This window comes from Nocardia aurea, from assembly GCF_003123685.1.
In the GTDB taxonomy this organism is placed as follows: Bacteria; Actinomycetota; Actinomycetes; order Mycobacteriales; family Mycobacteriaceae; genus Nocardia; species Nocardia aurea.
The window spans coordinates 1-6,726 of sequence record NZ_QCYJ01000134.1 but is presented as its reverse complement, the minus strand read 5'-3'; the positions used below and the strand labels follow the sequence as shown (position 1 = coordinate 6,726).

The following is a 6,726-nucleotide window of genomic DNA, read 5'->3' as shown; positions in this document are numbered from 1 at the left end:
GCTGACCGCGGAGAGCCTCGCCGGGCGGCGCAACCGCATCAGCACCGTGGTGGTCCGCCGGGTCACGCCGCCCGCGGGCGACGCCGTGCCCGCCGCCGCTGAGCAGGACTGACACGTTCGCCGGCGCGCCCTTGACAGTGATCGGCAAGTGTTCTCCAAGCCTTCTGCAAGTGGTATGCCCCAGTCTGGCTCCGACACCCCGTGCGGAGGGTGTCACGAGGGGAGCGACCGACCGCCGGATGGGGTTCGCGGCGAGAGGACGCTCCCGGGGGGCGGCAGCGTCCTGACCGGTCAGCCGGTCGCGACGTTGCTAGGCGTAAAGGGGGCTCTCGTCCGGATAGCCGAATGAGGGCCCCCTTTTCGCGTTTGATCCTTTATTGGCAACTACGGTGGATTGTCCTGCTCGGGGCCTGGGGAGATCGCGTCCCGGGGGGAAATCATGGAACGCGGACTGCGGATCATCGGCTGCCTGGCCGCCGCCGGCGGCCTCCTGGCCGGGAGCCTGGCAGGATGCGGCGGCCCGGACGCCGAGGTCCGCGTCGACCCGCGCGCCACGGCCAGGCTGCACAGGGCGCTCAACGACCGGCCACGGCTGCCCGACGGCTTCTCGCCCCGGCCCGGGCGGGCCTGGCGGGCCCCGTTCACGCCGGCGAACCGCGACTGCCTGGCCGTCCTCGAACCCGCCGGCGGGCGGGCTCCCGCGCAATCCCTGACCGCGCAGGCGGCGGTCAGCTACCAGGGCGACGAGCTCGGTGAGCAGGTCGCGGTGGGGCTGGCCCAGTACGCGAACTCCGAGGCCGAGGAGCACCTCGACGACCTCGCGCGGGCCATGTCGCAGTGCCGGGCGATGCGCTCGGCCGGCGGCACCCGCCTCAGGCTGCGACCGCTGGGGCTGTCCCTGGAGGACGTGGGCGACCGGGCGGTGGGCGCCGAGCTGCGAGGCAGGCTGAAGGGCTACCCGTACGCGATGGACGTGGTGCTCGTCCGCACGGGCGACACGCTCGTCTCGCTCGTCCACACGGGGCTGGCCCAGGTCGACCCCGAGCGCACCAGGCGCCTCCTCGGGGCGGTGCTGGAGATGGCCAGCGCCTAACCTAGTGCCCGTGACACTCGATCCCGAAGACAGCAAGATCATCACCCTGGCCCGTGCCGCCCGGGCGCGCAACGGCTCAGCCGAGGGCGCCGCCGTGCGCGACGAGACCGGCCGCACCTACTCCGCCACCGACGTCGCGCTCACCTCGCTCACCCTCTCCGCGGTCCAGGTGGCCGTGGCGATGGCGGTCTCCAGCGGCGCCCGCTCCCTGGAGGCGGCTGCCCTGGTGACTCAGGACGCCGGCCCGAGCGCCGCCGACCAGGAGGTGGTGCGCGAGCTGGGCGTCAAGGCGCTGCTCGTGGCCGACCCCGACGGGACGCTCAGGAGCTGACATGCCGATGTCGCCCTATCTGGCCGGGCTGCGCGCCAAGCTGGGCTCCGACCTGCTGATGCTGCCCTCGGTGTGCGGGTGCGTGTTCGACGCGGCCGGGCGGCTGCTGGTGGCGCGGCACGGCGACGTGGGCCTGTGGGCCGCGCCGGGCGGCGGCGTCGATCCCGGTGAGCGGCCCGAGGAGAGCGTGGTCAGGGAGCTGCGCGAGGAGCTCGGCGTGGATGTCGGCGTACGCGGCCTGATCGGCGTCTACAGCGGGGCGGAGTTCCGCACCGTCTATCCCAACGGCCACGAGTGCATGTACATGATCGCGGTGTACGGCTGCGTGCTCGCCTCCGGCACGCCCGTCCCCGACGGCGACGAGATCACCGGCTTCCGGTGGGTCACCGAGGAGGAGCTGCCCGGTCTGACGATGACGGAGTGGTCGCCCCGGGTGCTGCCCGAGGTGTTCGCCTGGTGGCGCGGTCAGGTTTCCTGATGGGCGACAATGCACAGGTGACTTCGCCAGACAGCCATCGCGCCGGATTCGCCTGCTTCGTGGGGAGGCCGAACGTCGGCAAGTCCACCCTGATGAACGCCCTCGTCGGCACGAAGGTGGCGATCACCTCGTCCAAGCCGCAGACCACCAGGCGCGCCATCAGGGGCATCGTGCACCGGCCCGACGCCCAGATCGTCATCGTCGACACCCCGGGCCTGCACCGCCCGCGGACGCTGCTCGGCGAGCGGCTCGACAGCCTCGTGCTGTCCACGCTGACCGAGGTGGACGTGATCGGGTTCTGCGTGCCCGCGAACGAGCCGATCGGCAAGGGCGACCGCTTCATCGCCGACAAGCTGGCGGCCGTGAAGAAGACGCCCGTGGTCGCGGTGGTCACCAAGTGCGACCTGGCGAGCAAGGAGCGGATCGCGGAGCAGCTGCTGGCCGTCTCGACGATCGCGGACTTCGCCGCGATCGTCCCGGTGTCGGCCGAGGCGGGCGACCGGCTCGGCGTGCTGGCCGAAGTGCTGATCGAGCACCTGCCCGAGTCGCCGCCGCTCTACGAGGGCGGGCAGCTCACCGACGAGCCCGAGCAGGTGCTGGTGGGCGAGCTGATCAGGGAGGCGGCGCTGGAGGGCGTGCGCGACGAGCTGCCCCACTCGATCGCGGTGGTGGTCGACGAGATGCTGCCGCGCGAAGGGCGCAACGACCTGCTCGACATCTATGCCCACATGTTCGTGGAGCGGCCCTCGCAGAAGGCCATCGTGATCGGGCACAAGGGCGAGCGGCTGCGCGACGTGGGCACCAGGGCGCGCAAGCAGATCGAGGCGCTGCTCGGCACCCGCGTCTACCTCGACCTGCGGATCAGCGTCGCCAAGGACTGGCAGCGCGACCCCAAGCAGCTCCGCCGCCTCGGCTTCTACGACTGACGGGCGGGTGTTCAGGATCGGCGGAGCAGTGTGAGGACGGCGAAGAGCACCACTGCCAGCGAGGCGGCCAGGGCGGCGAACCAGCCGTAGCGGATCACCGGCTCCACCGACAGGACCCTGCCCAGGTCCAGCGAGACCCGGTCGGCCAGGCCGCGCGGGTCCGCCACGAACATCACCAGCAGCGCCGTCGCCAGCCCGCCGGGCACGACGGCCAGGGCGGCGATCCACGGGCGGCCCAGCCCCCCGGCGACGCCCAGCGCCAGCGCCGCCAGCCCGGCGGCCAGCGTGTAGACCCCCAGGCCCGCGTCCACACCGCGGATGCCGCTGGACACGCCGCCCCCGAGGAGGTCGCTCCTGGCCTCGACGCCCGCCCACGGCAAGATCGCGCTGACCACCAGCGAGGCCCCGGCGACGGCGACGGCCAGCGCGTAGCCGCGCCGCGTCCCGCGCTCGGCGGGGCCCAGGGAGGGAGAGTCGGCCACACGGTCACCTTAGGCCGGGTGGGCCGCCCCGGCCAGGCCGAGCGCCAGGGACTCGCCCCACTCCAGCCGACGCCGCAGCTCCACCGCGTCGCCGCCGAGCGCCGACACCAGGGTGCCGGGCCCGGCCAGCGGCAGCACGGCGACGCCCGCGCCGACCACCGCCTCCCGGCGGCCGGGGTCCGGACCGGTGACGAGCGTGGTGCCGACGCAGCGGGCGTCGCCGTAGACGGCCGTGGAGGCGTCGAGCGCCGGGTCGCCCACCGTGAACTCCTGCCTGAGCAGCGGGCGTCCGGCACGGGTGGCGTCGAAGCGGGCGTGGCAGCGGCCGGGCGCCTCGCCGTACCTGCCGAAGACGATCTCCTCGCGCCAGAACACGTGCGCGCCCTCCGCCAGCGCCAGCCGTACCAGCATGCGGTGGTCACAGCCTGCGGCCAGCACGGTCGGCTCTGGGGTGAAGCGGAGCGTGGCCCCGGCGCCCACCCGTGCGGTGATCAGCATGGTCGACTCGCCCCGCCCGGGCAGCACCACGGTGCTCGCCACCGAGCCCACGTCGAGCTTGGTGCCGGGGGCCACGTCGAGGTCCACTTCGAGGACGTCGCCGCCGAGCGGGGCCGCCGCCGTCGAGACCAGGTGTACGGCGTGCGGCCCCGTCTGGCGGAACGTCAGCGGCGGGGACGAGCTCAGCACCGGGATGGCGGTCCGCCCCGCGTACAGGGCGGTCGCCACCGCGGCACGGGCCCGCATCGGCGCCGCCGACCCGCACGAGGCCCCGGACATGGAGCTGGACATGGAGCTCGACATGGAACCCGACATGGAGTTGGAGGGAGACGCGGACTCCAGCATGATCAGCCGAGGTGGGCCGGCACATGGGCCCACTCCCGCACCTGTGCGGAGACCCAGGCCGCCACCTCGGGCACCGACGGCTCCCGCCTGATCGAGGTGAACACGACCGGCCGGTCCCCGCGCACGGCCGCCGCGTCGCGGGCCATGACACCGAGGTCGGCGCTGACCAGCGGCGCCAGGTCGGTCTTGTTGATGACGAGCAGGTCGGCCATGGTCACGCCGGGCCCGCCCTTGCGGGGCACCTTGTCGCCGCCCGACACGTCGAGGACGAACACCTGCCGGTCCACCAGGCCACGGCTGAACGTCGCGGTCAGGTTGTCGCCGCCGCTCTCCACGATGACGACGTCCAGCGGGCCGAACCGGTGCTCCAGGGTCTCCACGGCGTCGAGGTTGGCGGCGATGTCGTCGCGGATGGCCGTGTGGGGGCAGCATCCGGTCTCCACGGCGAGGATGCGGTCCTCGTCGAGCACTCCCGCCCGGCGCAGGAAGTCGGCGTCCTCGGTGGTGTAGATGTCGTTGGTCACCACGCCAAGGCTCAGCGACGGGCCGAGCACGCGGCACAGCGCCGCCACCAGGGCCGTCTTGCCGCTGCCCACCGGGCCGCCGATGCCCAGGCGCAGGGCGCGCTCGCGGCCGTCGGGTGCGTGGTGGTGATCCTCATGGTTGGCGCCCATCATGGGTTCCTTTCCTAGGAGACGAACAACCGGGTCCCGGCTCGTGCGTGGCTCTCGGCCAGAAGGTCCAGGCCCGGGGCGGAGTGGGCGGGCAGCCCCGCCCAGCCGGTGATGGCGGTGAGCGCGGCGGTCGCGGACAGGTCGGGGGAGAGGTCGGCGAGCAGCCGGTGGACCTCCACCGGGTCGAGCCCCAGGAGGCGGACCGCCGCGGTCGCCGAGCCGGTGACGGCGTGGTAGGCCGCCGCCAGGGCGGCGTCCTCCGGTGACGCCCCCGCCGCGTACGCCGTCACGCCCAGGGTGACGGAGTGGTGGGGCTCGGGGACGGACAGGGCCAGGCCGTCGAGGGCGGGGGAGGGCCAGACCCGGCGGGCCACCCGGAGCAGCAGCCTGCCCTGGATCCTGGAGGCGTCGCGCTGGGCGGGCGAGGCGGTCCTGGCGTCGGCCTCGGCGTCCAGCTCGGCCCACGCGGGATCGGGCGGTACGCCGGGAGCGGCTTTCCCGGAAGGGGCGCAGGCGCGCGCCGCGTTGGCGCACGCCGCGGCTGCGAGGGCGGCGGCGACGCGGCCCGAGGTGTGCAGGCGACCCCGCAGGAACCCGGCGAGAGACGCGAGGTCGTGTACGGCGCCCGAGGTGACGGCCTGTTCGGCGCCGCCGGAGTGGGCGTGCCCCCCGGCCGGGAGCCGCGAGTCGGCGAGGAGGAGCAGCGCGGGGTTCATGGCCGGCCGCCACCGGAGGCGACCGGGCGTGGGCTGGCGGTGGGCATCAGAAGAGGAAGTAGCGCTGCGCCATGGGCAGCGTGCGGGCGGGGGCGGGTTCGATGAGGTCGCCGTCCACGCGGACCTCGAAGGTGTCCGGCGCCACCTCGATCCGCGGCAGCGCGTCGTTGAGCGGCATCGCGGGCTTGCCGCGCTTGCGCACGTCCGCCACCGCCACCAGGCGGCGCCGTACGGCGAGGCGGTCCGCGAGTCCGTCGTCCAGGGCGAGCGGCGAGACGAAGTGGAGCGACGTGGACGCGGCCGTGGCCGGCGCCGCGCCGAACATGGGACGGGGGAGCACGGGTTGGGGCGTCGGGATGGAGGCGTTGGCGTCGCCCATCTGGGCCCAGGCCACCACGCCCCCCTTGATCACCAGTGTGGGCCTGACCCCGAAGAACGCCGGATCCCACAGCACCAGGTCGGCGAGCTTGCCCGGCTCGACCGAGCCGATCTCGGAGTCGAGGCCGTGGGCGACGGCCGGGCAGATCGTGTACTTGGCGATGTAGCGGCGGGCGCGCAGGTTGTCGGCCGGGCCGCCCAGCGAGCCGCGGCGGCCCTTCATGACGTGAGCCGTCTGCCAGGTGCGGATGACGGTCTCGCCGATGCGGCCCATCGCCTGCGAGTCCGAACCGATCATGGAGATGGCGCCCATGTCGTGGAGCACGTCCTCGGCCGCCATCGTCGTGGGCCTGATGCGCGACTCGGCGAACGCCAGGTCCTCCGGGATGGACGGGTTGAGGTGGTGGCAGACCATCAGCATGTCGAGGTGCTCGTCGAGCGTGTTGACGGTGTGCGGCCTGGTCGGGTTGGTGGAGGAGGGCAGCACGTTGGACAGGGACGCCACCCGGATGATGTCGGGGGCGTGCCCGCCGCCCGCGCCCTCGGTGTGGTAGGCGTGGATCATCCGGTCGCCGATGGCGGCCAGCGTCGACTCGACGAACCCCGCCTCGTTCAGCGTGTCGGTGTGGATGGTGACCTGCACCCCGGTGGCGTCGGCCACGCTCAGGCAGGCGTCGATGGCGGCGGGCGTGGTGCCCCAGTCCTCGTGCAGCTTGAAGCCCGAGGCGCCCGCCCGGAGCTGCTCCAGCAGCCCCTCGGGGTTGACCGTGTTGCCCTTGCCGAGCAGCGCGAAGTTCAGCGGGTA

Annotated in this window: 9 protein-coding genes; 4 read left to right on the top strand and 5 right to left on the bottom strand. The window is 73.6% G+C overall.

All coding sequences use genetic code 11. The features are described from left to right. The first annotated feature begins 439 nt into the window (after positions 1–439). The 4 genes from DAT37_RS35970 to era are packed head-to-tail and all read left to right on the top strand — an operon-like array spanning position 440 to position 2,828. The gene (locus DAT37_RS35970) at positions 440–1,093 is read left to right on the top strand and encodes a hypothetical protein (protein ID WP_109529412.1); all 654 of its coding nucleotides are present in this window, start codon (positions 440–442) and stop codon (positions 1,091–1,093) included. Positions 1,094–1,103: 10 nt separating this feature from the next. Next, the gene (locus DAT37_RS35965) at positions 1,104–1,424 is read left to right on the top strand and encodes a cytidine deaminase (protein WP_109529415.1); all 321 of its coding nucleotides are present in this window, start codon (positions 1,104–1,106) and stop codon (positions 1,422–1,424) included. Position 1,425: 1 nt separating this feature from the next. Beyond that, positions 1,426–1,902, top strand: a complete 477-nt coding sequence (locus tag DAT37_RS35960; RefSeq protein WP_109529411.1) for an NUDIX domain-containing protein — start codon at positions 1,426–1,428, stop codon at positions 1,900–1,902. Beyond that, on the top strand, positions 1,902–2,828 hold the full coding sequence (gene era, locus DAT37_RS35955) for a GTPase Era (RefSeq protein ID WP_109529410.1): 927 nt from the start codon (positions 1,902–1,904) through the stop codon (positions 2,826–2,828). Before DAT37_RS35960 ends, era begins: the two co-directional genes overlap by 1 nt. Before the next feature lie 11 nt (positions 2,829–2,839). On the opposite strand, the gene DAT37_RS35950 is transcribed toward era, so the two are convergent. The 5 genes from DAT37_RS35950 to DAT37_RS35930 all read right to left on the bottom strand — a co-directional run. After that, positions 2,840–3,310, bottom strand: coding sequence for a hypothetical protein (locus DAT37_RS35950; protein WP_109529409.1), 471 nt, complete (start codon positions 3,308–3,310; stop codon positions 2,840–2,842). A gap of 9 nt (positions 3,311–3,319) precedes the next feature. Continuing rightward, positions 3,320–4,099, bottom strand: coding sequence for an urease accessory protein UreD (locus DAT37_RS35945; RefSeq protein WP_198654608.1), 780 nt, complete (start codon positions 4,097–4,099; stop codon positions 3,320–3,322). A 56-nt stretch (positions 4,100–4,155) separates the two neighbouring features. After that, positions 4,156–4,830 carry an urease accessory protein UreG gene (gene ureG, locus DAT37_RS35940; RefSeq protein ID WP_198654607.1) on the bottom strand — a complete coding sequence of 225 codons (675 nt, stop codon included), beginning with the start codon at positions 4,828–4,830 and terminating at the stop codon, positions 4,156–4,158. 11 nt (positions 4,831–4,841) lie between these two features. Beyond that, the gene (locus tag DAT37_RS35935) at positions 4,842–5,543 is read right to left on the bottom strand and encodes an urease accessory protein UreF (protein ID WP_109529408.1); all 702 of its coding nucleotides are present in this window, start codon (positions 5,541–5,543) and stop codon (positions 4,842–4,844) included. A 46-nt stretch (positions 5,544–5,589) separates the two neighbouring features. Further along, positions 5,590–6,726 (bottom strand): urease subunit alpha (locus tag DAT37_RS35930; protein ID WP_109529407.1); only part of this gene is annotated, 1,137 nt, incomplete at its 5' end.